A 26429-nucleotide genomic window follows, 5' to 3' on the forward strand; every position below is an offset into this window, starting at 1 on the left:
TGCTATACTGTTCAAGTAATCAAATTTTGAAACGTAATTTGAGTTTTGGATGCACAATACCTTCCTCTTTTACCTATCAATAATTTATTGCAACAAAAAACGTACATTGATATGTATCAGGAGGAAATTATTATGAACAACGGCACAGTAAAATGGTTTAACGCAGACAAAGGTTTTGGTTTTATCACTGGTGAAGACGGCAAAGACGTATTTGCTCACTTCTCAGCTATCCAAGGTGACGGTTACAAGTCATTAGACGAAGGCCAAGCAGTATCATTTGATGTTGAAGACAGCGACCGCGGTCCTCAAGCAACAAACATCGTTAAACTTTAATATTTGTGCCCCGCATCTGCGGGGTTTTTTTATACAATCAATTCAATCAAATAAGTAAGGACCTGAGACAAAAACTGTCTCAGGTCCTTTTTTAGTTTAGTGGAAAATAATATTCTCATGTTGCCACTAATGATAAGCGATTTTATAGTCTCAATTACTCTGTTAAATACTGTAACAAATGCTTTTCTGCATTATCATAGTTGTATTGCCGAGCATTGAGTAACACCAAGTTGCGATCATTATCAAAAAAATTACCGGTGCTCTGCGTTAGATCGGGATGGAGTGCTAAGTATTTTCCAACTGGCACTTCAGTATGCAGCAATGTTTGGGAATAATGCGGTAGCTCATCGGTGACATTCCCTGGGAGAAATGAATTGACCGTAATCTCTTTTTCAGCCAGAAGATAACTGAGAAAGAGGGTTAATAAAGCTTTATGGGTTAATAACCACCTTGCACGTTGTAAAGTAGTCTCCTGTTCTTCGCAAATGCTGAGTTGTTGAATGATTTGCGGATCACCGGTTATGATAAGGACGCGACCGCCAGTTAATCGGTCTGCTAAGCCCATTGTTAGCTGATAATGGGGGACTAAATTAGCCTTAATATTTTCTTCTGCTGAGCTGGGGAAAACACCGGCAGTGTGCACTAGAACGTGTATTTTATCCACTTTATATTTGATGCTTGCCAGTGCTTGGTTGCGTCCTGATTTGGTCGCTAAATCGGCTTGGATAAAAAAGGCCGCTTTTCCAAGTTGGGCCACAGAAGCCCGGCCTTTTGCCGCATCCTGTCCGATGATAATGACTTGATGGCCTTCTGCAATGAGATCTTTGGCAATGCGATAGCCAATCCCAGATGTTCCACCGGTTATGACAATATCCATATGTGACAGTCCTTTCTTTTTCAAATTATTATTTAAGTTGATTGATTTAGAAATGAGTGCATGAGATAGCTATTAGGTGCTTTCGTTAATTAACTTAGGGTCAGTATATATTAGGCTTTTTAGAGATACCAATTCTTTAACTCGAATTCGTGCACCATCGACGGTACTATAGCTATTAACGATATGTCTTTTGTTTAGGCAGTTAAATTGTCAAGGCCCTATTGGGTTCAGTATAATGAACATATAGTTAGGATTCGCATTCATTTCATTAATAGGAGGGTGTTGCTAAATGATTACAACGTATAAGAAAATTTTAGTCGGGGTCGATGGATCTGACTTAGCGAACAAGGCATTTATGGAAGCTGTTGAAGTTGCGAAAAGAAATGATGCTGAGCTTTATGTGGCTCATATTATTCCAAGTACAGTCTATGTTTCACCGGATGCTAGTGTCTATGCGAAGATGACGGCGATGGAAAAAGATCGTGTGAAGGAGCAACTAGCGGCTAATATTCGTTACGCGAATAATCATGGGCTAACGAAGGTCACCCCGATTCTGGAAGTCGGCTCACCGAAAAAAGAAATTGCGATTCGCATTCCTGAAGAATATGGGATTGATTTAATCATGTTGGGGATTACGGGGAAAGGGGTCATTGAACGAATGATGATGGGATCGGTTGCCCAATATGTTAGTGCCCATGCTGCAACGAATGTTTTATTAGTTAAATAAGAACGTCTGGTTCCAAAAAAGCGGTCACGACATTTTTTGTCGCGACCGCTTTTTTGCGTGTGGTTAGATGACAATAATGTCACTGTTCAAATCCAAAAGCGTATTGTACATTAATATTGTAATAAATTAATGGATAGATTAGAAATTTCGGAGGGACAGTTGATGTCAAAAAAAGGGCGTCAAATTGGTGGTGTCATTGGTATTCTGGTCATATTCGGTCTGGTAGCGGGCGGAATTGTGGTTCAGCGACAACATCACCAACGAGAAGTAAAAATCGCGCAACAACAAGCCAAGATTAAGCGCCAACGACAAGCGCAAGAAGCAAAGAAACAGCGCGAATCACAAAAAGTCGCTGCTGCTAAAGCAAAGGAAGAACGACTTAAAGCAGAAAGCCAACCGACAATTGTTGCAGAACAAGCGTTAGATGACTACTTAAAGCAAATTGGCTTTTCAGGTACCGCGTTAATTGTCCGCGATAAGCAAGTTTTGTTGGATAAGGGGTACGGCAGTGCTAATCGGGCCAAGCAGTTGGTGAATACGCCAGATACGCTATATGCGATTGGTTCAACTGAAAAAGCGTTGATTGCAACGAGTTTATTGCAGTTACAAGAACAAGGAAAGCTAAACGTCAACGATCCAATCAGTCGGTACCTCCCGGACTTTCCGAATGGGCAGCAGATTAAACTGACTGATTTTTTACATCATACATCAGGCATTGTCGGTCGGGACCAAGATAATCAGACGAAGACTCTCGACCAATTAATCGAAGAAATTATTAAAAATGGGATTAAGGAACAACCGGGCAAGTGGCACTATATGGATGCGAACTATATTGTGCTGACGAAGGTTTTGGAAAAAGTGAGTCATCAAGATTACAAAACGTATCTAAAAGAAAAAATTCTAAAACCAAGTAAAATGGCGCACACTGGTTTCATGACGGATCAATATTCGCGATTACCAGCGGCTTCCATTGGCTATCTGGCAAATGGCGCTGCGGGACAACTCCCCAATTTCACGCAACTACCAAGGGTCGGAGATATGTATATGACGGCGACTGATATGTACCGTTTTGACCGCGCGTTGTGGACTGGAAAATTAATTAATGAACAGAGTAAGGCTCAAATGTTCCAACCAGGGAGTACGTCCCACTATGGAATGGGCTTTTACAATGATCCAGCACTCATTATTAACCGTGGTTATTTGTCAGGCTGGAATGTGTCGAACGGATTTAGCCACGGTGGCCGAATCTATATCGTGTTATTTTCAAACGAAAAGAACGAAAAGGTTTCGCTCAGCAAGATGAACGGTGAATTATATACTAAAATAACTGCAACGATTTAAGGGTTTTGTTCCTTATTTAGTTGATACGGACAGCGCAACGATAAAATCAAACCTGGAAGAACTGTACAAAGAACATAAAGAGGATAATTTGGTTTTCCGAAATATGGCTCCTATGATGGAATTACGGACAAACTGTTCGATATAATACATCATAAAGGAGCTTTTTATTATGGCAATTAAATATTCAAATGAATTTAAAGAATCGATTGTTAGCTTAAGTCAGACTGGCCGTTCGGCCAACTCACTGGCTAAAGAATACAACGTCAGTGTTTCAACGGTCACTAAGTGGATTAAACAAGCTGATCCTAACAACACTAAAGTGCTATCATCAAATGAACGTGCTCTGATTAAAGAAAATAAACGGTTAAAAGAAGAACTTGATATTTTAAAACGAGCGGCGGCGCTCATGGCAAAAAGCTAATTATTAAAGGGCGTGCCCTCGTGTTAGAAGTCGTCAACGCTAATTTACTTGCTGGGCACCGCATTACGCGTATCTTATCAGTACTCAAAATTCCGCGCTCAACCTACTATGATTATCTACATTGGCAGCCAAGTAGAACTGAACGCCGCCGGCATTTAATTAAACAAGAAGTGTTAACGGCTTGGTTAAGATATCCAATGTATGGCTACCCACGATTAACGATCTTACTAAATCAACAGTCTGATATTCACGTTAGTCAGCGTCTGGTCTATCAACAAATGTGTGAATTAGGGATTAGATCTAGAATGGTTAAACGAATCAATAAGCCAACCACTCAGACTGATTATGATCAGCGACCAAACTTGATTAAGCAGTTAACTGATCAATCTGGTATTTTATTGACTGATATTACGTACATTCCCCTTAACCATACTTGGTGTTACCTAGCTAGTGTCTATAATCCAGTAACCCGACGGGTTATTGCTTACCAACTTAATACGCAGATGACTAAAGAACTAGCGACTAACGTTATTACCCAAGTCATGGCGCAAGCAGTTAAACCACAAATTATTCATAGTGATATGGGAAGCCAATACACAAGTGACTTATTTGAAAACACTTTATCGAAGTATGGTATCAAGCATTCTTACTCCCGAAAGGGTCAGCCCGGCGATAACGCGCGAATTGAAAGTTTTCATTCAATTTTGAAACGTGAATACGTTAATTTCCAAGATTTTAAGACAATTCATGAAGCAATCGCCGGAATTGATAACTATATTCGTTGGTATAACAGTGATCGTATTTCACTTGTAGCGTAGCTACAGGCTATTAAATTCAATAATGTTGGGGCTTATTTAATATACTCTAAAGCGTTTTTAAAATCTGAACGGGACTAAAACTTCGGCCTCCGAAAATTAAATTAAGTAATTTAAATTGAAAGTCAAATTTGTTCGTACTTTTATGTCCGGATTCTTGACATAGGAGCCTCTCTTTACTGGACGATGGTCTTGTTCAATCAAATTATTCAGGTATTTAATGGTACGATGTTCTGTCCCTTGATAAAAGCCGTATTCTTTTAGTTTCTTAAAGGCACTTGTAATAGAGGGGGGCTTTATCTGTGACTACAACCTTCGGTTCATCAAACTGCTTCACTAACCGCTTAAGAAAAGCATAGGCTGCTTGTGTGTCCCGTTTTTTACGTAACCAAATATCCAAGGTTAAACCATCTGCATCGATGGCTCGATACAAATAATGCCATTTTCCTTTAATTTTGATGTACGTTTCATCCATTTTCCATGAATAAAAGGATTTTTTATTTTTCTTTTTCCAAATTTGATAGAGTAGTTTGCCATATTCTTGCACCCAACGATAAATCGTCGTATGAGAAACGTTAATGCCACGATCATATAAGATTTCTTGAACTTCACGATAGCTAAGGTTATAACGAAGATAGTAGCCCACGGCTACAATAATCACATCCTGCTGAAATTGCTTTCCTTTAAAATGATTCATCGTCATTCCTCCTGCTATCTTTTTCTATTATTCTACCTTATTTGATAGTAGATTTAAAACTTTGCAACAGAACCGATTTAAGTAAAAAAACGGGTTTAATGATTCAGATGAAGGACTTTAATTAGTGTTGATCTGAGATTATTGACCCGTTTTTTAATTTTGGATGTGCTACAAATGCCGAATTGGTAAGGATGTTAAATTGTGTAAAATTTAATTTGGGTAAAACGCTTTCTTTTTGGACATCGGTAATCTATAATAGTTTTCGAGGAAACGTTTTCCTAACATTGTTGTTAAAGGAGGATTAAGATGACTGAAAAATACATTTTGGCGATTGATGAGGGAACAACCAGTACTCGTTCAATCATTTTTGATCACAATGGTCAAAAAGTCGCCGATGCACAGCGTGAATTCCCCCAGTACTTCCCCGAACCGGGCTGGGTAGAACATAATGCAAACGAAATTTGGAACGCTGTTTTATCGACGATTGCAAACGCTTTTATATCATCGGGGATTCAACCCCATCAAATCGCGGGGATTGGGATTACTAATCAACGTGAAACAACTATTATTTGGGATAAGGAAACTGGTTTACCAATTTATAATGCGGTTGTTTGGCAATCAAGACAAACAAATGACATTGCCGAACAATTGAAGAAAGATGGGCATGAAGAATTATTCCATCAAAAGACGGGGCTATTAATTGATGCTTACTTCTCAGCGACTAAGATTCGTTGGATTTTGGATCAAGTGCCAGGTGCACAAGAACGAGCCGAAAAGGGCGAACTCCTCTTTGGAACCATCGATACTTGGATTACATGGAAGTTAACAGGTGGCGCTTCACACGTTACCGACTATACAAATGCAAGTCGGACAATGTTGTTTAACATTCACGATTTGGATTGGGACGACGAAATCCTCAAGATTTTAAACATTCCACGGGCCATGTTACCTGATGTTCGGTCAAACTCTGAAATTTATGGTGAAACAGCACCTTATCATTTCTATGGTAGCACGGTACCAATTTCAGGGATGGCAGGGGATCAACAAGCCGCATTATTTGGTCAATTAGCTCTCCAACCAGGGATGGTTAAGAACACCTATGGGACAGGTTCATTTATTGTGATGAATACTGGCGAAAAACCAACAATGTCAGAAAACAACTTGCTAACGACAATTGGTTATTCAATCAATGGTAAAGTCAACTATGCACTTGAAGGCTCAGTCTTCGTTGCTGGTTCAGCCATTCAATGGTTGCGTGATAGTATGCAACTGGTTGAAAAATCATCAGATTCAGAAGCAGCCGCTAAGGCTTCAACCAGTTTAAATGAAGTTTATGTTGTGCCTGCCTTTACAGGTTTGGGTGCACCATACTGGGACTCAGAAGCACGTGGTTCAATTCTAGGGATTACGCGTGGGACGAACCGACAAGACGTTATTAAGGCAACACTGCAATCATTAGCTTATCAAACTCGGGATGTCGTTCAAACCATGCAAAAAGATACTGGCATTGATATCAAAGTGCTCCGCGTTGATGGTGGTGCTGCAAACAACAACTATTTAATGCAATTCCAAGCAGATATTTTGAATAGCTCGATTGAAAAGGCAGCTAATTTAGAAACAACTGCAATGGGGGCTGCATTTTTGGCTGGTTTAGCAGTTGGTTTCTGGCAAGATACAGACGAATTGGCGCATATTTTCTCAGTTGGGCAACGTTTCGAACCAGAAATGCCTGAAGAAGAACGGGAAGATCTCTATGCTGGTTGGCAACAAGCAGTTGAAGCAACAAAGGTTTTCAAACATCGACCATATAAAATGCGTGAATGAGGAGGATTATAATGACATTTTCATTAGAAGGACGTCAACAAGTAATTAATAACTTAAAGAACGAACAACTTGATTTATTAGTAATCGGTGGCGGGATCACTGGTGCTGGGGTTGCTATTCAAGCGGCTGCATCAGGCATCAAAACCGGTTTGATTGAAATGCAAGATTTTGCTGAGGGGACTTCATCACGTTCAACGAAGTTAGTTCACGGTGGTATCCGTTATTTAAAGACTTTCGACGTTGGGGTTGTTGCAGATACTGTTAGTGAACGGGCCGTTGTTCAAGGGATTGCACCTCACATCCCACGGCCTACACCAATGCTTTTACCAATCTATGATGAACCTGAAGCAACTTACGACATGTTCAGTGTCAAGATTGCCATGGATTTATACGATAAATTGGCAGGGGTAACTGGTACACAATATGCCAACTATACAATTGATCGTAAAGAAGTACTCCAACGCGAACCTGGCTTGAAGTCAGACCGTTTGATGGGTGCTGGTGTTTATTTAGATTTCGTCAATAATGATGCGCGCTTAGTCATCGAAAATATTAAAGAAGCTGACGAATTAGGTGCATCAATCGCAAGTCACGTTAAAGCAGTCGGAATGACTTATGATGCAAACGGTCGCGTAAACGGTTTGAAAGCACACGATGAATTAACGGATGAAACATTCGATATTCATGCCAAATTAGTCATTAATACTGCTGGCCCTTGGGTGGATAAAGTAAATGCTTTAAACACGGAAGTCAAAGCACAAGAAACACTTCGTCCTACTAAAGGGATTCATTTAGTTGTTGATAGTAGTCGTTTATCAGTGCCACAACCAACTTACTTCGATTCAGGCTTACATGATGGTCGGATGATTTTCGTTGTGCCACGCGAAGGTAAGACGTACTTCGGGACAACTGATACTGATTACACAGGCGATTTCAAACACCCACGTGTTGAACAAGCAGACGTTGATTACCTCTTAAAAGCAATCAACAATCGCTATCCTAGCGTTAATATCGCTTTAAACGATATTGAAGCTAGCTGGGCAGGTTTACGACCATTAATTTCTAATAACGGTAGCTCCGATTATAACGGTGGTGGCGCTAATAGCGGTAAGGTTTCAGAAGAATCATTCAACAACTTAATCAAGACAGTTGATGATTACGAAAACAAAACAGCTGCTCGTGCAGATGTTGAAAAAGCAATCAGTCAATTAAGAACGGCGCATGCTGAAGAATCAGTCAACCCATCACAAGTTTCTCGTGGTAGTGATTTGAAAGTGGCTGAAAACGGCTTAATCACTTTATCAGGTGGTAAGATTACTGATTATCGTAAGATGGCAGCCGGTGCGCTTGAATTAATCCGGGATATCTTGAAGAAAGATTTCAATGAAACAGTTCGTGAAATCGATTCTAAGAAATTACAAGTTTCAGGTGGGCACTTCGATCCAAATAACGTGGATGATACCCTTAAATTCTATGCAAAAGTTGCGATGAACAAAGGGATTGATGAAGAAGATGCGATTGATTTAGCAAACCGCTTCGGTTCAAACGTCAGCCGGGTTGTTTCATACGCGGACCAAGGTGCTGCTGAAGGCTTGAACTTGAAAGAAACAATCAGCTTAAGATACTCAGTTAACGAAGAAATGACATTAACACCAGTTGATTATCTTTTAAGACGGACAAACTTCATCTTATTCCACAATGATCAATTAGCAGCCATCAAACAACCAGTTGTTGATGAAATGGCGCGTTTATTGAACTGGGATGACGCTGAAAAAGCACGTCAAACAGAATTATTGGATTCAGCAATTGCTGAAGCACAATTAGACTATTTAAAATAGGACTTAACTTGGAGGAAATCTCATGGAACATTCAATAATGGTTCAGGCGCTTGGTGAACTTGTTGGGACGTTTATCCTTGTTCTTTTAGGGGATGGCGTTGTAGCGGGCGTTAGCTTAGCAAAAACAAAAGCCAACGGTGCTGGCTGGGTTGCTATCACGCTTGGTTGGGGCTTTGCGGTTACTTTAGGGGTATATACCTCTGCATTTATGGGACCTGCACACTTGAACCCAGCGGTGACGATTGCTTTTGCAATGATTGGCAAGACCCCTTGGGCAGCGGTGGTACCATTCATTATCGCCCAAATGATTGGGGCGTTCTTAGGCGCAGTTGTCGTTTGGATTCAATACTATCCACATTGGCAAGCTACTAAAGATCAAGCAGCAATCTTAGGCACTTTTGCAACTGGCCCTGCGATTCGCAGCCCATTTGCCAATTTAATGAGTGAATTGATTGGGACATTCGTCTTAATCTTCGCTTTACTAGCATTAACACGTGGTGAATTAACAGCCGGTTTGAACCCATTAGTGGTTGGGGTGGTTATCACAGCAATCGGTCTATCACTTGGTGGGACGACTGGTTACGCGATTAACCCGGCTCGAGATTTAGGCCCACGGATTGCCCATGCAGTCTTGCCGATTGCCAACAAGGGTGATTCAGACTGGTCATACAGCTGGATCCCAGTTGTCGGTCCAATCATCGGTGGGATTTTAGGTGCATTACTCTTCGTTGTATTGCCATAACGATAAAAAAACGATTAACCAACAGGTTAATCGTTTTTTTTGTGTATTTATGATTTAAATACGAATTATTAAATGTATTTATATAAAATAGTTCGTAAAATATTTTGACATATCAGATGAAGATTGTTAGAATCAAAGCATAATCAACAACGAGAAAGTGGGCAAAGAATATGAGTGATGTGGCACTTGTTATGGGCTCTATATCAGATTGGGGAACAATGGAACAGACCGCTTCTGTATTATCGGAGTTGGGCGTGAGTTATACGAAACAGATTATTTCTGCTCATCGGATGCCGGATGAAATGTTCGCCTTTTCAAAAGAAGCACAGGCGAACGGGTATCGTGCGATTATTGCTGGTGCGGGTGGTGCCGCACATTTGCCGGGGATGATTGCTGCCAATACAGTCTTACCAGTCATTGGCGTGCCAATTCAAAGTAAGGCACTTAGTGGGCTGGATTCTTTATTATCAATTGTGCAAATGCCAGGTGGCGTACCAGTGGCGACGGTTGCGATTGGTAAAGCGGGGGCCGTTAACGCTGGTATTTTAGCGACACAGATTTGTGGCTTGCAGGTCCCAGCTTATCAAGTGGCACTGCAACAGTATCAAGCACGGATGCATGCAAAGGCGGTGGCAAGTAATGCAGACTTTGACTAACCAAATTTTACCAGGGCAAACGATTGGGATTGTTGGGGGCGGTCAGTTAGGTCAGATGATGACATTAGCGGCTAAAGAGATGGGGTTTGCAGTGATTATCTTAGATCCGCAGGCAGACTGTCCAGCCGGACAAGTCGCGGATGATCAAATTGTGGCAGCTTATGATGATCAGGCACAAATTATGATGTTAGCGCAACGTGTCGATGTGTTGACATATGAATTTGAAAACGTCGATGCTAAGACGATTGAAGCTGCCCGAGAATATACATGGATTCCTCAAGGGACGAAGGCGCTACGGATTGCTCAAGACCGATTGTTGGAGAAACAATTTCTTGTTGACCAACAGCTACCACATGCCACCTTTGAGATTGTAACGACCCCTGCAGAATTAATACCAGCTGTTAAAAAAGTTGGTTTTCCTTGTATCTTGAAGACCACGCGCGGTGGATATGATGGTAAAGGACAAGTCATTCTACGGTCCGCAATGGATATGGAGGTGGCTCAACAGTTGTTAACCGCTAGTGTTTGTGTATTAGAAGCGATGGTCCATTTTGATCAAGAAATTTCGGTCATAATTAGTCAGAATTCAGCCGGGCAACAAGCCGTTTTTCCCGCAATCGAGAATCAACACCGAGATAACATTTTACATATCAGCATCTGCCCGGCGCGCATTTCAGCGGCGTTAGCGGCACAAGCGGAATCGGTTGCGGCAAAAATTGCCACGCAGATTGAATTAGTCGGCACGTTAGGTGTCGAGTTTTTTGTCGGCCATGACGGGCAACTCTACGTTAATGAGATTGCACCGCGGCCGCATAATTCAGGTCATCTAACGATTGAAGCGTGTGACTTTTCTCAATTTGCAACCCACATTCGGGGCGTCTGCAACTGGCCACTCCAAATACCACAATTGTGGCAATCAGCGGTAATGGTCAATATTCTTGGGCAGCACTGGCAAGCAGCGCTAACAGCCAGTCGGCAGTCAGCAGATTGGCATTATCACGACTATGGCAAAGTGGTTCAAAAGGTCAACCGCAAGATGGGCCACGTCACGTTATTAACGCCGGCTGTTGATGAAACGTTAACGGCAATTAAAAAGACTAAAATTTGGGACTAGAGGGGACGCTAATAAATGATTGAACGGTATACAAATCCTGAAATGGGTGCGATTTGGACGGACCAGAATAAATATGAGGCATGGCTGGCAGTTGAAATTTTAGCGGATGAGGCTTGGTCAGAACTCGGACACATTCCGGCTGAAGATGTTGCGAAAATTCGTGCCAATGCGATGTTCTCAATTCCACGGATCTTAGAAATCGAACAGGAAACGCGGCACGATGTTGTCGCCTTCACCAGAGCAGTTTCTGAATCACTTGGAGATGAACGCAAGTGGGTCCACTATGGTTTAACATCGACCGATGTGGTGGATACGGCGTATGGTTATTTGTTGAAACAAGCCAACACCATTTTGCGGGCCGATATCGATGCGCTATTGGCGGTGATTGCCAAACAAGCCAAACGTTACCAAGATACGGTCATGATGGGCCGGACGCATGGTGTTCACGCTGAACCAACGACGTTTGGGTTGAAGCTAGCACTATGGTATTCGGAATTAAAACGACATAAGGCACATTTTGAAGAAGCTGCAAAAGGCGTTGAAGCCGGTAAAATTAGTGGGGCGGTGGGCACGTTTGCCAATATTCCACCGTTTGTCGAAGCCTATGTGTGCGAACATTTAGGAATTCGCGCCCAAGAAATCTCAACACAAGTCTTACCACGGGACTTGCATGCTGCCTACGTGGCTGAAATGGCGTTACTAGCAACTTCAATCGAGAAGTTTGCGACTGAAATTCGGGGTCTCCAAAAATCTGAAACCCGCGAGGTCGAAGAATTTTTCGCGAAAGGCCAAAAAGGCTCATCAGCGATGCCCCATAAACGGAATCCGATTGGTTCTGAAAATATTACGGGCTTGGCACGCGTGATTCGCGGACACATGGTAACGGCGTATGAAGACGTTGCACTCTGGCATGAACGTGATATTTCGCATAGTTCTGCCGAACGCATCATCTTACCGGATACTACGATTTTGTTGGATTATATGCTTCGACGGTTCACCAAAATTATGACGGACTTGACAGTCTTCCCAGAAAATATGAAGCGTAATATGGGGCGGACTTTCGGGTTGATTTACAGCCAACGGGTTCTTTTGAAGTTAATCGATCATGGGCTTTCGAGAGAAGCGGCTTATGACTTGATTCAACCTAAAACGGCCCAAGCTTGGGATCAACAAACTGATTTCAGACCGTTGTTAGAAGCGGATGACCGGATTATGAATGTGTTGACGCCCGCTGATTTAGACGACGCGTTTGATTACCATTACCATATTCGCCGCGTCGCAGAAATCTTTGACCGCGTTGGTTTGGGCGAATAATGATGAAAACTTTGAAATGAGGTTATTTCAAAGTTTTTTTACACCCTAATGTAACACGAACGATTATTTTAATTTTAAATAAAATGTATGTTATTTGGAGGGATTCAAGCATGAGTGAGACGTTGTTTTATTCTGGAAAAGCGAAAGATGTTTTTACAACTGACGATCAAAATGTGTTGAGAATGGTCTATAAGGACCAAGCAACGGCGTTAAATGGCAAACGCAAGGAACAGATTACGGGAAAAGGATTATTGAATTATCAGATTTCGAAATTAATTTTCAAATACTTGATGGCAAATGGTATTGAAACGCATTTAATCGAGAATATTTCAGCAACTGAACAGCTCGTCAAGAAAGTGACGATTGTGCCCCTAGAAGTAGTATTGCGCAACGTGGTGGCAGGGAGTTTTGCCCGCAAGTTTGGTCAAGCACCGGGCAAACGATTGGCCACGCCGATTATCGAATACTATTACAAAAATGATGCACTAGATGATCCAGCCATCAATATTTCGCAAGCCACCGCGCTTGGAATTGTGACACCGGCGGAAATTGAAGTGATTGAAAAACAAACTAAGCAGATCAACCAGCTGCTAATCGATTTATTCGACCGTGCGGATATCGATTTAATCGACTTTAAGTTGGAATTTGGCCGGTATGACGGTCGCTTGATTTTGGCGGATGAATTTTCCCCAGATAACTGCCGTCTGTGGGATCAAACGACGCATGAATCGCTAGATAAGGATGTTTTCCGCTTGAACAAAGGGGATTTAGTATCGGTGTACGATGTCGTATTACGACGATTAGAAAAAATTTTAGGGGGTTCTACAGATGTTTAATGTGCGTGTGCAAGTGACTTATAAAGATTCGGTGCTAGATCCACAAGGCCAGGCTGTCCAAAAAGCTATCGAACGACTTGGCTTTGATGGTGTGAGCGGCATGCGCATTGGCAAGTCCTTTGAAATGCAAGTGGCTGGCGATGACCAAGCCGCAGTTGAAAAAAAGGTCGCACAAATCTGTGATCAACTCTTAGCCAATCCTAATATGGAACAATACCACTACGACATACAAAAGGTGGCGACGAATCAATGAAATTTGCCGTATTAGTTTTCCCAGGTTCCAATTGTGACGCTGATTTATATCATGCAATTGAAGATGTTTGTCATGAAAACGCTGAGTATATCCCGTACACAGCAACTAGCCTGGCAGGTTTTGATGCCGTATTAGTGCCCGGGGGCTTTTCATACGGCGATTATTTACGCAGTGGTGCGATTGCCAAGTTGGCACCGATTATGACGGCAGTTAAGGCGTTTGCGGCTGCTGGCAAACCGGTTATCGGTATTTGCAACGGGTTCCAAATTTTAACGGAACTCGGGTTATTACCAGGCGTTCTTTTGCCGAATCGACAAACCCATTTTATCTGTGACACAGTCGCGTTGAACGTGACCAATGCCGGTACGATGTTCACCCAACACTATATGCCGAACGAACAAATTCGGTTGCCGATTGCTCATGGTGAAGGGAATTATTATTGCGATGCAGAGACCCTGGAACGGTTAAAAGTGAACCACCAAATTGCATTTACTTATCAAAATGATGTGAATGGTAGTTTAGCGAATATTGCGGGCGTTACGAATGAAGCCGGCAATGTCTTAGGGATGATGCCCCATCCAGAACGCGCAGTCGAAACCTTATTAGGTAGCGATGATGGGCAACGTTTATTTGCAGCATTAATCACATCGATTCGAAAAGGAGGGCAATAACCGTGTTAAAGCAACCAACAGCGGCAGAAATCCAAGCCACCAAGCTTTATCAGCAATGGGGGTTATCAGATGATGAATATGAATTGATTCGTACTAAAATTCTAAAACGGTTGCCGAATTATACGGAGACCGGGTTATTTTCAGTGATGTGGAGTGAACATTGCTCATATAAAAATTCGAAGCCGGTTTTGAAAAAATTTCCAACAAGTGGTCAGCACGTGTTGCAAGGCCCAGGTGAAGGCGCTGGGATTTTGGATATTGGCGATGGTCAAGCAGTGGTCTTTAAAGCTGAAAGCCATAACCATCCCTCAGCAGTCGAACCCTATGAAGGGGCGGCCACCGGTGTCGGCGGTATTATTCGGGATATTTTTTCGATGGGCGCGACGCCGATTGCGCTTTTGAACAGTCTGCGCTTTGGTGAATTGACGGATGACCACACGAAATACCTTGTTCAAGAAGTTGTGGCTGGAATCGGCGGGTACGGTAATTGTATCGGGATTCCAACGGTCGGTGGTGAAATCGGATTTGATCCATGTTATCAGACTAATCCACTCGTCAACGCGATGTGCGTTGGTGTCATCGACCAAAAGGATATTCAGCAAGGTAAAGCGCGTGGTGCTGGCAATAGTGTGTTCTACGTCGGGGCTAAAACCGGCCGCGATGGGATTCACGGGGCCACTTTTGCATCGGATGAATTTGCAGATGGCAAGGCGACCCAACGCTCAGCAGTCCAAGTGGGTGATCCGTTTATGGAAAAACTATTAATGGATGCTTGTTTGGAATTAATTTTGAAGCATCCAGATTGGCTAGTCGGCATCCAGGATATGGGTGCGGCGGGCTTAGTTTCTTCAACAGCGGAAATGGCTGAAAAGGCAGGTACTGGGATGATTCTCAATCTTGATCTTGTGCCACAACGAGAAACAGAGATGTCCGCTTATGAAATCATGCTTTCTGAATCGCAAGAACGGATGGCGCTTTGTGTTAAAGCTGGTCATGAAACAGATGTGGTTGCCTTGTTTGAACGATATGATCTGGATGCGGTCCGGATTGGTGAAGTGACTGAGAGTCAACAATATCAATTGTGGCATGGTGGGCAATTAGTGGCCGATTTGCCAGTGGCGGCTTTAACGAGTGATGCGCCGATTTATCATAAAGCACAAACTGAACCAGCACGCATCGCTGAATTTAAAGCGATGGCGCCTTATCAGTCGGTGATTAATGATGTTAAACGAACATGGCTCGATTTATTGGGCCAATCCACGATTGCTGACAAACGCTCGCTATACAGCCACTATGATGCACAAGTGAAGACCAATACCGTCGTTTTACCAGGAAGCGATGCGGCGGTCGTCCGAATTCGTGGGACTAAAAAAGCGCTCGCGATGACGACGGATTGTAACGGGCGTTACTTATACCTCGATCCAAAAGTCGGTGGGCAAGTGGCAGTTGCCGAAGCAGCACGGAATATCGTTGCGGCAGGGGGCCAACCACTGGGAATTACGGATTGTTTGAACTATGGCAATCCGGAAAAGCCAGAGGTATTCTGGGAATTTGATCAAAGTGCCCAAGGGATTGCGGCGGCCTGCGAGGTTTTCGATACGCCGGTCATCTCTGGTAATGTTTCTTTTTATAACGAATTCAATGGCGAAGCGATTTATCCAACACCGATGATTGGGATGGTCGGTTTGATTCGAGATACAGCCGACATCACGACGCAAGATTTTAAGTCAGCGGGGGATTTAATCTACCTCGTTGGCCAGACGGATACGAATTTAGCGGGTTCGGAACTCCAAAATATGTTGACGGGCAAAGTTGCAGGACGATTAAGCGGCTTTTCGTTAGCCACTGAAAAAGCGAGTCAAGATTGCGTCTTAGCAGCGATTCAAAAGGGCTGGGTGACTAGCGCACATGATTTATCAGAGGGTGGTTTTGCGGTTGCGTTAGCCGAAATGACTTTTAAAGAACAACTCGGCTGCCGCGTGCAAGTCCCCCTTAATCAACAACAGTTATTTGTTGAAACGCAATCCCGCTTTATCATCACGGTTCGGCCAGAAAATCAGACGGCGTTTGAAGCGTTCTGTCAAGATCAGGCGCAATTAATTGGGACGGTCTCGGCCACGCCAATTATGCAAGTGCAAACGACTGAATCAACTGTTGAGTTATCGGTGACTGAAGCGAAGTTAAGTTGGGAGACGGCGATACCATGTCAAATGAAATAAAAAGTTTAAATGAAGAATGTGGTGTTTTTGGGATTTGGGGTAGTCCAGAAGCAAACCAAATGACTTATTTTGGCTTGCATAGTTTGCAACATCGTGGGCAAGAAGGTGCCGGCATTGTCACTAATGATCACGGGCACTTAATGGGTTATCGCAATCGTGGTTTGTTGGCGGATGTTTTCCGCAAACCGGAGCACTTAACCCAACTAACCGGGGACGCGGCAATCGGTCATGTCCGTTATGCGACCGCTGGTAGTCACGGTTTAGAAAATATTCAGCCGTTCCTATTCGATTTTGCAACCGATCAATTCGCACTTGCACACAATGGTAATTTAACCAACGCGGTCACACTGCGCCGCATGCTTGAACAATCGGGGGCCATCTTAAAATCGAGCTCTGATTCTGAAATTCTGATGCATCTGATTCGACGTGCAGAAGGGCCTGATTTGCACGCGCAAATTAAGACGGCCCTTCAACAAATTCGTGGGGGCTTTGCCTACCTATTATTAACGCAAGATTCATTGATTGCGATGCTTGATCCCAACGGCTTTCGACCACTCTCGATTGGACGTTTAGCAAACGGGGGCTACGTTGTGGCCAGTGAAACCTGTGCGCTCAATACCGTTCAAGCAACTTTTATCCGAGATGTGCAGCCAGGCGAAATTGTGACGATTGATGCGGACGGGTTACATTCTGACTTCTTCACAACCGAAACCACGCATTCAATCTGTTCAATGGAATATATCTACTTTGCTCGCCCGGATTCTGATATCTGTGGGATTAACGTCCATGCGGCCCGCAAACGAATGGGGAAACAGTTAGCACGCGAAACCGCAGTTGATGCGGATATGGTAATTGGGGTGCCGAATTCATCGTTATCGGCCGCTAGTGGCTATGCCGAGGAAAGTGGTTTGCCGTATGAAATGGGCCTCGTTAAAAATCAATACGTGGGGCGGACGTTCATTGAACCAACGCAAGCCCTTCGTGAACAAGGGGTAAACCGCAAACTCGCCGTGGTTAAAAGTGTTGTGGCTGGTAAACGAATCGTTTTAGTGGATGACTCGATTGTGCGTGGGACGACCAGCAAGCACATCGTGAAACGTTTGAAAGAAGCGGGCGCATTATCCGTGCATTTGCGGATTGCGTCCCCACCATTGAAGTACCCTTGTTTTTATGGGATTGATATTCAAACACGTGATGAACTGATTGCCGCGCATCAAAGTATTGCTGAGATGTGTGCCACGATTGGCGCGGATTCACTTGGCTTTTTGAGTGAACAGGGATTAATCGACGCGATTGGGTTACAGCAAGATGCGCCGTATTCCGGATTATGTATGGCGTATTTCAACGGCGACTATCCAACGCCACTTTATGACTATGAAGCTGCCTATCAGGCAAGTTTAAAAGCAGATAAGGAGCAACAATCATGACAAATGCTTACCAAAAAGCCGGGGTGGATGTGACAGCCGGTTACGAAGTGGTTCGTCGGATTCAAAAGCAGGTCGGCGCAACCAATCAAAATATTGGTCGCTTCGGTGGTCAGTTTGCCTTAGCGATGGGGCAGTATGAAAATCCGGTGCTCGTTTCAAGTACCGATGGGGTCGGGACCAAGTTGATGGTTGCTTTTGCAGCTGATGCACACGCGACCATCGGGATTGATTGTGTCGCGATGTGTGTCAATGACATTGTTGCCCAAGGCGCTAAGCCACTTTATTTCTTAGATTACTTAGCGGCTGGTCAAACGCAGCCGGATAAGATCGAACAAATTGTCAGCGGCGTTGTTGCAGGCTGCCAAGCTGCTGACATGCTGTTAATCGGTGGTGAAACGGCCGAGATGCCGGGTATGTATGCTGAAAAACATTATGATTTAGCGGGTTTTGCAGTCGGAATTGCTGATCAAGCTCAATTAATTACTGGTGAAACGATTCAAACAGGGGATGTATTAATCGGAATCGCGTCCAGTGGGATTCATTCGAATGGCTACTCACTTGTGCGCCAAATTTTCTTCGAACAACATGGGTTGTCCGTCGACAGTCACTTACCCGAATTGCCTGGTCAGACACTCGGTGAATGGCTATTAACACCAACGCGGATTTATACACAAGCATGTCAGCCGTTTATCGAACAAGGCTTTATTAAGGGCGCGGCCCACATTACTGGTGGAGGCTTTATTGAAAATATACCGCGGATGTTGCCTGACAACGTGATGGCCGAAATTCAATTGGGAACATGGCCAAGCTTACCGATTTTTGCGGCACTTAAACAATATGGGCAATTGGATGCACTCGAGATGTATAACATTTTTAACATGGGGATCGGGATGGTCTTAGCCGTCGCACCAGAAAAAGCGGCACAAGTCCTCGCCCAATTGAACGCTGAACAAGAACAAGCTTACCGAATTGGGTCGGTTAAACCGCGACAAGAAAATGCAATAGAATTGGTGGGTTGATGAGATGAAAGTGGCGATTTTTGCTTCTGGAACGGGTTCTAACTTTGAAGTACTTGCAGATGATGACGCCTTAAAAAAAGCGGGCATGGAGATTATGAATTTAGTGTGTGACCAGCCGGGCGCACCGGTGATTGAAAAAGCGCGCCAACGAAATGTACCGGTGACGGTCATCCGCTTAAGTGATTATGATGATCGACAACACTATGAAGCAGCAATTGTCGCGCTGTTGGCACCGTTACAGTTGGATTATATATTGCTAGCAGGTTATATGCGGGTGATTACCCCAGTATTGTTGCATGCCTACCCACAACGGATTATCAATATTCATCCATCGTTACTACCGGCCTTTTCTGGGTTACGAAGTATTGAACGGGCCTATGCGGCACAAGTGGCTGAAACGGGCGTTACGATTCACTACATCGATGAAGGTGTCGATAGCGGTCCGATGATTGTCCAAGCAAAAGTACCATTGTTGCCTGGCGATAGTTTAGCCGCATTGGAACAACGCGTGCACGATACAGAGCACGCGATTTATCCGCAAGTTGTTGCTGAATTAATTAAAAACCAAAATAGAAGGAGTAATTCAATCAATGAAAAGAGCGTTGGTCAGTGTTTCAGATAAAACAGGAATTATTGAATTTGCTAAAGGATTAATAGCAGCTGGTTACGAGGTGATCTCAACAGGCGGGACATTCAAGGTATTACAAGAAGCGCAAGTACCAGTAATTGCGATTGATGAAGTCACTCATTTCCCAGAAATGTTGGATGGACGGGTTAAAACACTTCATCCCAATATTCATGGTGGCTTGCTTGCCAAACGCGACGAACCAACACACATGGCCGCTTTAGCAGCCCATGACATCCAGACAATCGATTTAGTTTGTGTCAATCTGTATCCTTTTAAAGAAACAATTCAAAAACCAGGGATTACTGAAGCGCAAGCTGTAGAACAAATTGATATTGGCGGGCCTTCAATGTTGCGTTCTGCCGCTAAAAACTTCAAATCAGTGTACGTGGTCGTTGATCAACAAGATTACGCGCAAGTCCTCGAACACGTCGTCGATGAGGGGCAAGCTGCAGTTGATTACCGTCGTTATTTAGCAGCCAAGGCATTCCGCCACACGGCAGCTTATGATAGCTTAATTGCCGGTTATTTAACCGAAGCAGTCGGCATCGAATTCCCTGAAAAATTAACACGTTCATACGACTTTAAACAAGCGTTGCGCTATGGGGAAAATGCCCATCAAAAAGCAGCGTTCTATCAAAGCAGTTTACCAACGGCTTTCTCGATTGCCTCAGCGGTACAATTACACGGGAAAGAATTATCGTATAACAACATTAAAGATGCGGATGCGGCGGTTAAAGTGGTCGCAGAATTCAGCGAACCTTGTGTGGTTGCGATGAAACATATGAATCCGTGTGGCGTCGGCTTGGGTGCAACCATCTATGAAGCTTGGCAAAAAGCCTACGCGGCCGATCCAGTATCGATTTTCGGGGGGATCATTGCCTTGAATCGTGAAGTGGATGTTCAAACAGCCGAAGAATTACACAGTTTATTCTTAGAAATTATCATCGCACCAAGCTACACCCCAGAAGCGTTAGCCATTTTAGAAAAGAAGAAGAATTTACGCGTCATGACGCTTGATTTTGAGGCTGCTAAGCAAGCGGATCGCTTCGAAATGGTTTCTGTTTTAGGCGGCTTACTCGTGCAAGAACGTGATCGGGTGACTGATCAAGCATCTGAATTGAAGGTTGTGACGGACAAAACACCAACGGCTGATGAACAAGCTGCGATGTTATTTGCCCAACGTGTGGTTAAACACGTTAAGAGTAATGCCATCGTGGTCGCAACAAAGGACCAAACCCTCGGCATTGGTGCGGGGCAAATGAATCGGGTGGGCTCTGTGAAGATTGCAATCGAACAAGCGGAAGCCAATGGATTAAAAGCACCGTTCGTCTTAGCATCTGACGCCTTTTTCCCAATGGATGACAGCGTTGAATACGCCGCAGAACATGGTGTGACAGCTGTTATTCAACCTGGTGGTTCGATTAAGGATCAAGATTCAATCGACATGGCCAACCAAAAAGGAATCAGTATGGTGACGACTGGTCGCCGTCATTTCAAACACTAGCCAATAGGAGGCAAATCATGGATCTATTAGTAATCGGTAGCGGCGCGCGTGAACACACGATTGCGCGTGCGCTACAGCAGAGTTCAACTGTTGCAACGGTCTATTGTTTGCCGGGCAATCCGGGGATGCAATTGGATGGGATTCAAACAGTTGCGATTGAGATGACTGACTTTGCAGCGATGATTGCCTTTGCGCAGGCCAAAAAGGTCGCCTATACGATTGTTGGGCCTGAACAACCGTTAGTGGCTGGCGTAGTGGATGCTTTTCAAGACGCTGGATTAGCGATCTTTGGACCGCGTAAAGCAGCTGCGGCATTGGAAGGGTCTAAAACTTTCGCCAAAGAAATTATGGCGGCCGCGCATGTGCCAACGGCGGCTTATCAAGCCTATCAGACTGTCCAAGCGGCACTGGATGCCCTCGATGACGTTCGTTATCCCGTTGTGATTAAAGCGGATGGTTTAGCGGCTGGCAAGGGCGTCGTCATCGCTCAAAATGACGTGAGCGCGCGGCAAACTGTTCAGGCGTTCTTTGAACAGGGCGTGCCCCAGTTATTGATAGAAGATTATCTCGAAGGTGAAGAGTTCTCGCTGATGGCGTTGGTGGCGAATAATCGCGTCTATCCATTACCGGTTGCTCAAGATCATAAGCGCGCCTTTGACGGGGATCGTGGGCCTAATACAGGTGGGATGGGCGCTTATTGTCCAGTACCCCAGATTAGTGACCAATGCGTTGCAGAAGCGGTAACGACTATTTTAGAACCGATTGTGGCAACGATGGCTGAACGTCAAACGCCTTTTACCGGTGTCTTGTATGCGGGCTTAATTGCCACACAACACGGGGTGAAAGTGATTGAGTTTAATGTGCGCTTTGGTGATCCTGAAACACAAGTGGTGCTACCACGGATGACGGGCGACTGGGCCCAAGTTTTTGCACAATTATTGAAGGGGGAAACCCCAACGTTACAGTGGCAATTATCAGGCATTACGTTAGGTGTTGTGGTGGCTTCAGATGGTTACCCGACACAATTGACAACGCCGTTTGTTTTACCCACTTTGCAACAATTTGCAAAACGCAACAGCACATTTAGTTTCGCTAGTGTCGCAGAACAAGCCAATCAATTGGTCAGCGCTGGCGGGCGTTTGTATACCGCTAGTTATTCTGCTGAGACGCTAGGCCGAGCTAGTCAACAGGTCTATCGGGATTTAGCGCAACTCGCTTTACCGACGACTTTTTACCGGCAAGACATTGGATTTCGAACGCAAGTGAAATAACCGAGTATAAATGTTTGCTTACTTTTGATAAGAGAACCATGATAAAGGTATTCAATTATTGAAAGAAGGAATCTATCATGGGATATCATACAAGTGAAGCGGAAAATCCAATCGATATTTTAAACTTAGCGTCGTTAGAAGGACGCGTGAAAGAACGAATGGAAGCTGGCGCGTTTGGCTATATCCGTGGCGGTGCTGAAGACGAATGGACGATGGCTGAAAATACCAGTGCTTTCAATACTAAAAAAATAATGCCCCGTGTGTTAAAAGGCATCGATCATGCTGATTTACATACTAAATTATAGGATATTGATTTAAAAACGCCGATTATTCAAGCCCCCTCAGCAGCCCAAGGGTTAGCACATGAAAAAGGGGAAGTCGACACTGCTAAAGGGGTCGCAGCGGCTGGTTCGATTTTCTCAATTAGTACCTATGCCAATACATTGGTGGAAGATGCAGCCGCAGCGGCTCCTGATGCCCCCCAATTTTTCCAACTCTATATGAGTAAAGATGATCAATTCAATGAGTTCTTATTGAAAAAAGCCGTTAAGGCAGGTGTAAAAGCCATTATTCTCACCGTCGATTCAACATTGGGTGGTTATCGTGAAGCGGACATCGAGACGCAATTCCAATTCCCACTACCAATGCCTAATTTAGCAGCTTATAGTAATTCTGACGGTGCTGGGAAGGGCATCTCTGAAATTTATGCTGCCGCTAAACAAGGATTAGTACCAGAAGATATTCAAAAGATTAAACAAATCACAAATTTGCCAGTCTTTGTTAAAGGCATTCAATCACCAGTGGATGCTGAAATTGCCATTCAAGCTGGTGCAGATGGCATCTGGGTTTCAAATCACGGTGGGCGTCAATTAGATGGCGGGCCTGCTTCATTTGAAGTGTTGCCTTTAATTGCGCAACAAGTCGCAAAACGCGTCCCAATCGTTTTTGATAGTGGTATTCGCCGTGGTGAACATGTCTTTAAAGCACTCGCAAGTGGGGCTGATTTAGTGGCCATTGGTCGGCCAATTATTTATGGTTTAAATTTAGGTGGCGCCCAAGGGGTACAATCTGTTTTTGAACACTTAAACCATGAATTATCGATTACCATGCAGTTGGCTGGTACCAAGACAATTGATGAAGTGAAAGAAACAACCTTACTTGATTAATATGGTATACTGAGAGTCCTTGGCAGGGGCACTAAAAAAAGCGGTTCAACTCAATGATGAGTTGGACCGCTTTTTGACGTTAACCTAATTATTTAAGATGGGGGAGTTCAGCTAATAATAATTCGCTAGCGACTAATCCGAGTAGGCTGACAATAACGTACACCCAGTGAGAACCACTACCCCAGCTGAATAGATAAGCATCAACACCAACTAAAATGATAAAGAGCACGCAATTTGTGATTAAGCCGATTTTGAAAGTCAATTGACTAGCAATGACGGCGAATAAAACGATTGAAATGAAAATAATGAAGAATGCAGAAATCAAAGTGACGACCACCTAACGCTATCCGATTTGAAATACTACGCTCATTTTACTATAACCGCAGACGAACAACAATTAAATTTGTGGGGGATAAAGTTTACTTTTTGGGTGTTCGTTAACAGAATCTTCAAATTTACAGTGTACACTAGGGGATATTCAACTGATCAAGGGCCGTTATCAAGCCGATTAATGGACAGACTTTTCACTGAGCGGCTATACTATCGACAGGTGAATTTAATTAAAAGATTGGGGGAACTATCAGATGGTTCGTGAGACAGATTTACGAGCGCAAGATCCACGTGTTCAACGAACAAAGCAACAATTACGTCAAGCCCTCATTATCTTGCTGAAAGACAGTACGCCAAAGGGGATTTCGATTCAAGCAATCACCAAGCAAGCGGCAATTACTCGCGGGACCTTTTATCTCCATTATGAAGATAAAGTGGATTTCATCCGAACCGCGGTGGCCGATTTGGTGGCCGATTTTTATCAGCAAGTGACTGTAGTGGTCGATCAGACATATCGTCAGGTCAGTTTACAGGCACTTTTTGAATATGTTGAACAACAACAAGCTGCTTTTAAAGTGTTCTATAAAAATGAGGCGACGCTTCACTTTCAGGCACAACTGACTGAATCAATGCGCCAATTAATGCAGGATTACGTGGCTAAGCGCTATAATCAGACTTCACAGGCTGATCAAATTGAGATGAGTATTACGATTGATTATTTAGCGGGGGCCAGTTTAGCGTTGGTCTTTAAGTGGGTCAATGACGGGCTTGTGTATTCACCACGCTACATGGCTAAGATGTTATACCAATTGGTACAAACACCTAATACGACGTTCGATGTCGCACAATTTTTTGTCGAGGCGTAATAAAGCATTGACTCGCCCTGTGATATTCGATATAATATGAACGTTGTAATTGTGAGCTCCACAGCTGCAACCGCGCATACTAAGGCATTAAGTACTATGATTAGTCACCTTAGTTGGCGAGTCTAAGAAAAAATAGGAGGTGCACACATGTACGCAATTATCAAAACAGGTGGCAAACAATATAAGGTAGAAGCTGGTCAAGCAATCTACGTTGAAAAGTTAGCCGCAGAAGCTGGCGAAAAAGTAACTTTTGATCAAGTTATTTTAGTTGGTGGTGAAACAACTAAGGTTGGTACACCAAACATTGATGGTGTTACTGTTGATGGTACTGTTGAAAAACAAGGGCGCGAAAAGAAAGTTGTTACTTTCAAATACAAACCTAAGAAACACAGTCATCAAAAGAAGGGTCATCGTCAACCATATACTAAAGTGATGATCGACGCTATCAACGCCTAATTGAGGGAAATAAGATGATTCAAGCTGACTTTACGGTCAATGCCGATTCGAAAATTATTTCTTTTCAAATTACGGGTCATGCCGACTCGGGTCCTTACGGGAGTGATATCGTCTGTGCAGCTGTTTCTGCTGTCTCAATCGGGACAATCAACAGTTTGCAAAAGCTTGCTGGTTTTGAACCAGAGGTAGAAGCAGATAACCTGAATGGTGGTTTGTTAACTTGTCAGATTCCGGCAACGGTTTCGGGCCAAGCTTTAGCGACAGCTCAGATTCTCTTGCAGAATTTGCAGTTGACGCTTGAAGATATTACGCAACAATACGGGCAGTACATTCAAGTACAAACAAAACGTAAATAGACAGTTAATAAACAGGAGGTGCATTTAGATGTTACAAATGAATTTACAATTCTTCTCTCACCATAAGGGTGGCGGTTCAACAACTAACGGCCGTAACTCTGCAGGTCGTCGTTTAGGTTCTAAACGTGCTGATGGCCAAACTGTAACAGCTGGTTCAATTCTTTACCGTCAACGCGGTACAAAGATTCATCCAGGTGAAAATGTTGGTCGCGGTGGCGATGACACATTATTTGCTCTTATCGAAGGTGTCGTTCGTTTCGAACGCCTCGGTAAAAACAAGAAAAAGGTTTCTGTATACGCTGCAGAAGCTAAATAATTTTTTAAACACCCACTTTGTGTGGGTGTTTTTTTTGTGCGAGAGAAGCGGGGCTGTCGTCACATTCTAAACGTGTTCCATCAGTCATATCTCTCCGGTTAACCCAGAGTCACAAATGATTGCTCCACAATCTTTTGCGACTCTGGGTTAATCCTCGAGATATCCCAGACTGATGTCACACTCTGTTTGTGTAAATCCAGTTTTACTGGTATACTAATTACTCAGGCAACAAACCATTGACAATCTAAAAGTGAGTGTTCAGATCGACTTTTGCTCGATTGAATACGCTAAAAGGGATTGGCGGGTGCCGGTCCCTTTTTTTATAGCTACTTTTAGGGATAAAAGGCTAGAAATACTTGCTTTTGAGCCTGATTTCTTGCTATGATTAGGACAATGGCATACTTATATAATG

At 43.6% G+C, this 26429-nt stretch carries 25 protein-coding genes, 3 pseudogenes and 1 other annotated feature; of the genes and pseudogenes, 25 read left to right on the plus strand and 3 right to left on the minus strand.

The genetic code is table 11. The annotated features are described in order from the left end of the window. Nucleotides 1–132: 132 nt before the first annotated feature. Nucleotides 133–333, plus strand: a complete 201-nt coding sequence (locus tag LCU_RS01020) for a cold-shock protein (protein WP_004270328.1) — start codon at nt 133–135, stop codon at nt 331–333. Nucleotides 334–487: 154 nt separating this feature from the next. On the opposite strand, the gene LCU_RS01025 is transcribed toward LCU_RS01020, so the two are convergent. Further along, entirely contained in the window at nt 488–1210 is a 723-nt protein-coding gene (locus tag LCU_RS01025) for an SDR family oxidoreductase (protein WP_056967169.1), read from the minus strand. 289 nt (nt 1211–1499) lie between these two features. Here LCU_RS01025 and LCU_RS01030 point away from each other — a divergent pair, with 289 nt between their 5' ends. The 4 genes and pseudogenes from LCU_RS01030 (at nt 1500) to LCU_RS01040 (ending at nt 4517) form a co-directional block, all read left to right on the plus strand. Beyond that, on the plus strand, nt 1500–1937 hold the full coding sequence (locus LCU_RS01030) for a universal stress protein (protein ID WP_004270330.1): 438 nt from the start codon (nt 1500–1502) through the stop codon (nt 1935–1937). Between the two features lie 162 nt (nt 1938–2099). Further along, nucleotides 2100–3278: a serine hydrolase gene (locus tag LCU_RS01035; protein ID WP_056967159.1), complete on the plus strand. Its 1179-nt coding sequence runs from the start codon at nt 2100–2102 to the stop codon at nt 3276–3278. Nucleotide 3279: 1 nt separating this feature from the next. After that, a pseudogene (locus LCU_RS10035) lies at nt 3280–3384 on the plus strand (ParA family protein); the annotation flags it as partial. Between the two features lie 63 nt (nt 3385–3447). Beyond that, nucleotides 3448–4517, plus strand: a protein-coding gene (locus tag LCU_RS01040; RefSeq protein ID WP_099769415.1) for an IS3-like element IS1520 family transposase whose coding sequence is annotated in 2 segments (ribosomal slippage) — nt 3448–3664 and nt 3664–4517 — 1071 coding nt in all. Because the reading frame shifts where the segments join, the coding sequence is not laid out codon by codon here. A 168-nt stretch (nt 4518–4685) separates the two neighbouring features. Here LCU_RS01040 and LCU_RS01045 read toward each other — a convergent pair. Beyond that, nucleotides 4686–5211, minus strand: a pseudogene (locus LCU_RS01045) (IS6-like element IS1216 family transposase); the annotation flags it as partial. 306 nt (nt 5212–5517) lie between these two features. Between LCU_RS01045 and glpK the strand changes: the two are divergent. The 16 genes and pseudogenes from glpK to LCU_RS01125 all read left to right on the plus strand — a co-directional run bounded on the left by glpK (nt 5518) and on the right by LCU_RS01125 (nt 23693). Then, the gene (glpK, locus tag LCU_RS01050; protein WP_004270348.1) at nt 5518–7035 is read left to right on the plus strand and encodes a glycerol kinase GlpK; all 1518 of its coding nucleotides are present in this window, start codon (nt 5518–5520) and stop codon (nt 7033–7035) included. Nucleotides 7036–7046: 11 nt separating this feature from the next. Beyond that, nucleotides 7047–8873 (plus strand): type 1 glycerol-3-phosphate oxidase, encoded by a 1827-nt coding sequence (glpO, locus tag LCU_RS01055; protein ID WP_004270326.1) that lies wholly within the window; start codon nt 7047–7049, stop codon nt 8871–8873. A 22-nt stretch (nt 8874–8895) separates the two neighbouring features. Next, nucleotides 8896–9615 (plus strand): MIP/aquaporin family protein, encoded by a 720-nt coding sequence (locus tag LCU_RS01060; RefSeq protein WP_004270345.1) that lies wholly within the window; start codon nt 8896–8898, stop codon nt 9613–9615. Between the two features lie 170 nt (nt 9616–9785). Then, complete coding sequence (purE, locus tag LCU_RS01065) at nt 9786–10271, plus strand: 5-(carboxyamino)imidazole ribonucleotide mutase (protein ID WP_004265509.1); 486 nt, start codon at nt 9786–9788, stop codon at nt 10269–10271. Continuing rightward, nucleotides 10255–11385 (plus strand): 5-(carboxyamino)imidazole ribonucleotide synthase, encoded by a 1131-nt coding sequence (purK, locus tag LCU_RS01070; protein ID WP_004265530.1) that lies wholly within the window; start codon nt 10255–10257, stop codon nt 11383–11385. Before purE ends, purK begins: the two co-directional genes overlap by 17 nt. A gap of 15 nt (nt 11386–11400) precedes the next feature. After that, nucleotides 11401–12699 (plus strand): adenylosuccinate lyase, encoded by a 1299-nt coding sequence (gene purB, locus LCU_RS01075; protein ID WP_004265497.1) that lies wholly within the window; start codon nt 11401–11403, stop codon nt 12697–12699. Between the two features lie 110 nt (nt 12700–12809). Further along, nucleotides 12810–13535, plus strand: coding sequence for a phosphoribosylaminoimidazolesuccinocarboxamide synthase (gene purC / locus LCU_RS01080; RefSeq protein WP_035186097.1), 726 nt, complete (start codon nt 12810–12812; stop codon nt 13533–13535). After that, nucleotides 13528–13788, plus strand: a complete 261-nt coding sequence (gene purS / locus LCU_RS01085) for a phosphoribosylformylglycinamidine synthase subunit PurS (protein WP_004265547.1) — start codon at nt 13528–13530, stop codon at nt 13786–13788. Before purC ends, purS begins: the two co-directional genes overlap by 8 nt. Then, the gene (gene purQ, locus LCU_RS01090; protein ID WP_056965811.1) at nt 13785–14459 is read left to right on the plus strand and encodes a phosphoribosylformylglycinamidine synthase subunit PurQ; all 675 of its coding nucleotides are present in this window, start codon (nt 13785–13787) and stop codon (nt 14457–14459) included. The genes purS and purQ overlap by 4 nt, the downstream gene beginning before the upstream one ends. Before the next feature lie 2 nt (nt 14460–14461). Continuing rightward, nucleotides 14462–16678, plus strand: a complete 2217-nt coding sequence (gene purL, locus LCU_RS01095) for a phosphoribosylformylglycinamidine synthase subunit PurL (RefSeq protein ID WP_056965812.1) — start codon at nt 14462–14464, stop codon at nt 16676–16678. Next, on the plus strand, nt 16663–18105 hold the full coding sequence (gene purF / locus LCU_RS01100) for an amidophosphoribosyltransferase (protein WP_004265537.1): 1443 nt from the start codon (nt 16663–16665) through the stop codon (nt 18103–18105). The genes purL and purF overlap by 16 nt, the downstream gene beginning before the upstream one ends. Further along, nucleotides 18102–19124 carry a phosphoribosylformylglycinamidine cyclo-ligase gene (purM, locus tag LCU_RS01105; RefSeq protein ID WP_056965813.1) on the plus strand — a complete coding sequence of 341 codons (1023 nt, stop codon included), beginning with the start codon at nt 18102–18104 and terminating at the stop codon, nt 19122–19124. The genes purF and purM overlap by 4 nt, the downstream gene beginning before the upstream one ends. Before the next feature lie 4 nt (nt 19125–19128). Then, nucleotides 19129–19746 (plus strand): phosphoribosylglycinamide formyltransferase, encoded by a 618-nt coding sequence (gene purN / locus LCU_RS01110; protein ID WP_039098139.1) that lies wholly within the window; start codon nt 19129–19131, stop codon nt 19744–19746. Continuing rightward, the gene (purH, locus tag LCU_RS01115; RefSeq protein ID WP_056965815.1) at nt 19715–21256 is read left to right on the plus strand and encodes a bifunctional phosphoribosylaminoimidazolecarboxamide formyltransferase/IMP cyclohydrolase; all 1542 of its coding nucleotides are present in this window, start codon (nt 19715–19717) and stop codon (nt 21254–21256) included. The genes purN and purH overlap by 32 nt, the downstream gene beginning before the upstream one ends. Nucleotides 21257–21273: 17 nt before the next feature. Further along, on the plus strand, nt 21274–22527 hold the full coding sequence (purD, locus tag LCU_RS01120) for a phosphoribosylamine--glycine ligase (protein WP_054644068.1): 1254 nt from the start codon (nt 21274–21276) through the stop codon (nt 22525–22527). Nucleotides 22528–22604: 77 nt separating this feature from the next. After that, nucleotides 22605–23693 (plus strand): annotated as a pseudogene (locus LCU_RS01125) (lactate oxidase). An 88-nt stretch (nt 23694–23781) separates the two neighbouring features. On the opposite strand, the gene LCU_RS01130 reads toward LCU_RS01125, so the two are convergent. Next, nucleotides 23782–24018 (minus strand): hypothetical protein, encoded by a 237-nt coding sequence (locus LCU_RS01130; RefSeq protein WP_100069759.1) that lies wholly within the window; start codon nt 24016–24018, stop codon nt 23782–23784. Between the two features lie 259 nt (nt 24019–24277). On the opposite strand from LCU_RS01130, the gene LCU_RS01135 reads away from it, so the two are divergent. The 4 genes from LCU_RS01135 to rpmA all read left to right on the plus strand — a co-directional run bounded on the left by LCU_RS01135 (nt 24278) and on the right by rpmA (nt 26017). Further along, nucleotides 24278–24889: a TetR/AcrR family transcriptional regulator gene (locus tag LCU_RS01135; protein ID WP_004265536.1), complete on the plus strand. Its 612-nt coding sequence runs from the start codon at nt 24278–24280 to the stop codon at nt 24887–24889. 58 nt (nt 24890–24947) lie between these two features. Further along, nucleotides 24948–25023 (plus strand) — a sequence feature (ribosomal protein L21 leader region). 13 nt (nt 25024–25036) lie between these two features. Next, a complete protein-coding gene (gene rplU / locus LCU_RS01140) occupies nt 25037–25345 on the plus strand; it encodes a 50S ribosomal protein L21 (RefSeq protein ID WP_004265609.1) in 309 nt (102 codons plus the stop codon). A gap of 14 nt (nt 25346–25359) precedes the next feature. Beyond that, the gene (locus LCU_RS01145) at nt 25360–25701 is read left to right on the plus strand and encodes a ribosomal-processing cysteine protease Prp (RefSeq protein WP_039098134.1); all 342 of its coding nucleotides are present in this window, start codon (nt 25360–25362) and stop codon (nt 25699–25701) included. 28 nt (nt 25702–25729) lie between these two features. Beyond that, nucleotides 25730–26017, plus strand: a complete 288-nt coding sequence (rpmA, locus tag LCU_RS01150) for a 50S ribosomal protein L27 (RefSeq protein WP_004265556.1) — start codon at nt 25730–25732, stop codon at nt 26015–26017. Nucleotides 26018–26429 lie beyond the last annotated feature (412 nt).

The sequence above is a fragment of the Latilactobacillus curvatus JCM 1096 = DSM 20019 genome (genome assembly GCF_004101845.1).
GTDB classification, from domain to species: domain Bacteria; phylum Bacillota; class Bacilli; order Lactobacillales; family Lactobacillaceae; genus Latilactobacillus; species Latilactobacillus curvatus.